Source organism: Bacillus sp. SG-1 (assembly GCF_000181495.1).
GTDB lineage: Bacteria > Bacillota > Bacilli > Bacillales > Bacillaceae_B > Rossellomorea.
The window spans coordinates 1-2,626 of the sequence record NZ_ABCF01000126.1 but is presented as its reverse complement, the minus strand read 5'-3'; the positions used below and the strand labels follow the sequence as shown (position 1 = coordinate 2,626).

Below are 2,626 nucleotides of genomic sequence, written 5' to 3'. Positions count from 1 at the left end.
GATTTAAGTAACGGAGAGCTGTATCTTCCAACTCCCATTTGATCTTTGAAATACCCAGCCTGTGGGCCAAGGGAGCAAAGATTTCCAATGTTTCATTGGAGATTCTCCGCTGTTTTTCACTAGGAAGATGCTTAAGAGTCCTCATATTATGAAGACGGTCCGCAAGCTTGATCAGGATGACACGGATATCCTGTGCCATGGCGACAAACATTTTTCGGTGATTTTCCGCCTGCTGTTCTTCCTGTGATTTGTATTTGATTTTACCGAGCTTTGTGACACCATCCACCAGCATGGCCACTTCTTTACCGAAACTGTCTTCGATTTCTTCGAGTGTGATACTGGTATCCTCTACTACATCGTGTAAAAATCCAGCAGATACCGTGGAAGGGTCCATTTCAAGGTCTGCAAGGATCCTGCTACCTGAATCGGGTGTATGATATACGGCTCACCTGATTTGCGGAATTGTTCTTTGTGTGCTTCCTTGGCAAATTCATATGCCTTTTGCACCAGGGAGACGTCTTCTTCCGGTAAATATTCACTTGTCCGTTTTACGACCTCTTCGGGGGTCAGTATCTGATCTTTTGCCATTAGCAAAATCACCTTTACAATATATTAAATTCAATATGAGCGAATTCATCCTATCAACGAATGATCCATCTTCATGTTGAACTCTTGTTCATAATAAAAAAGCGTATTGTATACTATTATCAAAAAAAATAGAACATATGTAAAGCCTTCAACCTTAAAAATAGCCGATTTTGTCGAAAAATATTTACCATTTTGATTTTATCCGCTTACATTTCCCCCAAAAACGCTATGGTGCGATTTTTCTGACTGCCCATTCGGCTGCAGTCCCTCTATTCGCAGGCGTTTTGTGAGAGCTCAGAATTTCCTGGAGCTGCAATTTTAAAAACCAAAACAAATTTTTAGTTAATAAAAATATTCATGCTTCATAACCAACACCAGCGATGCTCACTTCGTCCAATAAATAAAAAGGACTGAGTAATAGATATAAAATCTGTTTTCAGTCCTTTTGCTTGTGAGTTATTCAGATGAAGTATATTAGAACTGCATCAATGTCATGATGTCATGGCCTTCAAGCTTCTCACGGCCATCCAGATACGTCAGTTCGATAAGGAATGCAGTACCGGCAACAATTCCGCCCAGTTCCTCAACAAGTTTGATCGTCGCTTCAATTGTTCCGCCAGTAGCCAGTAAGTCATCTGTGATCAGGACGCGCTGACCAGGTTTGATGGCATCTTTATGGATTGTCAAAGCATCTTTTCCGTATTCCAAGCCGTATTCTACCTTGATTGTTTCACGAGGTAATTTACCCGGCTTGCGGACAGGTGCGAAACCGACTCCAAGTGCGTAAGCAACAGGACAGCCGATGATGAAACCTCTGGCTTCCGGTCCTACAACCAAGTCGATTTCTTTTTCTTTTGCATATTCTACGATTTTATCAGTAGCATATTTATACGCATCGCCGTTGTCCATCAAAGTCGTGATATCTTTGAATTTTATTCCTTCTTTAGGCCAGTCTTCGACGATTGTCACGTATTGTTTTAAGTCCATGCTTAAAAATCCTCCTCATATGTTGCAGACCATTCCAGTCTTCTTATCAAACCAGTTCTTAAGTTCCTGATAAGATGAATACAACAATTCATTCTCTAGATTATATTGTTCCTGTTTTTTACGATAAGTAATCGATTCTTCCAAATCTCTCTTAACTTTTACAGGATTGACGGAAATTAATCCATTGTTTATTGTAACAAAATCCAGTTCAAAAAACACCTTTGACATGAATTCAATTGTTTCTCTCGACCATCCTTTATGCTGGGCAAGCTGGCCGCCATGCTTTTTAAGATCGAAAGTCTCCCTTTTTAACAAAAAACCATAGTACCATTTAAAGTGGTCACGATTCGGAACAGTGCTGAAAAAATGGTCCTCCTCATGATCAAAATGGGCATAAATTCGCTCAGGCTCGGTGATTCTCACCACAGTCTCAAGCCACTCTCCCTGAGGAGGGATGTCCAGGAGAACAATGCTCTCCGCCCTTTCTAAAAGTCCGGAGGCTTCCTCATTAGAAGAGATCAACAGGATATCCTCACGGTAGTCATTAAGCGGCAGGCGGTCAATTGTTGACTGATTGAAGGCGATAATTGATCTGTTTTGGGAAGGAACCTTATCAAACCATCTGTTGACAGGCTTAATTCCCCTCATATCAAACAGCTGCCAATGATCTACAGTTACGTCTTTAAGAAACAATTGCGGTTTTCTGATATTATTCCATTCATTAATTGAAAGTTCCCCAATCACCGAGATCTCAGAAAGCGGAGAGATATGATCCGCAAACTCTCCCATTCCAAATCCGATGCTGTCTAAAGTATATACATCTTTTTGCAGGGAAAGTTTTAAATGGTCCTGGTTGCCTCCGATTTTTCGCATGCCGGAGATCGAGACACCTTCAATCAACAACTTCGGCTTGGGATTTCCCATTCCAAAAGGAGCCAGCATCTCCAGGGATTCTATCGTTTCAATATCGACTTCCTCTAAATTAATGGATGCATCCAGTTCTGTCAGTGGAATGAAGTCCTCTTCTGTCAGCTGTTCCTCTGCGAACGCA

At 41.2% G+C, this 2,626-nt stretch carries 2 protein-coding genes and 1 pseudogene; all 3 read right to left on the bottom strand.

Going from position 1 to position 2,626, the window contains the following annotated elements:
- Window positions 1-588 (bottom strand): annotated as a pseudogene (locus BSG1_RS18960) (HD domain-containing protein); the annotation flags it as partial.
- A 474-nt stretch (window positions 589-1,062) separates the two neighbouring features.
- Complete coding sequence (locus BSG1_RS18950; RefSeq protein ID WP_006838843.1) at window positions 1,063-1,575, bottom strand: adenine phosphoribosyltransferase; 513 nt, start codon at window positions 1,573-1,575, stop codon at window positions 1,063-1,065.
- A 15-nt stretch (window positions 1,576-1,590) separates the two neighbouring features.
- Window positions 1,591-2,626 (bottom strand): single-stranded-DNA-specific exonuclease C-terminal domain-containing protein (locus BSG1_RS18945; RefSeq protein ID WP_006838842.1); only part of this gene is annotated, 1,036 nt, incomplete at its 5' end.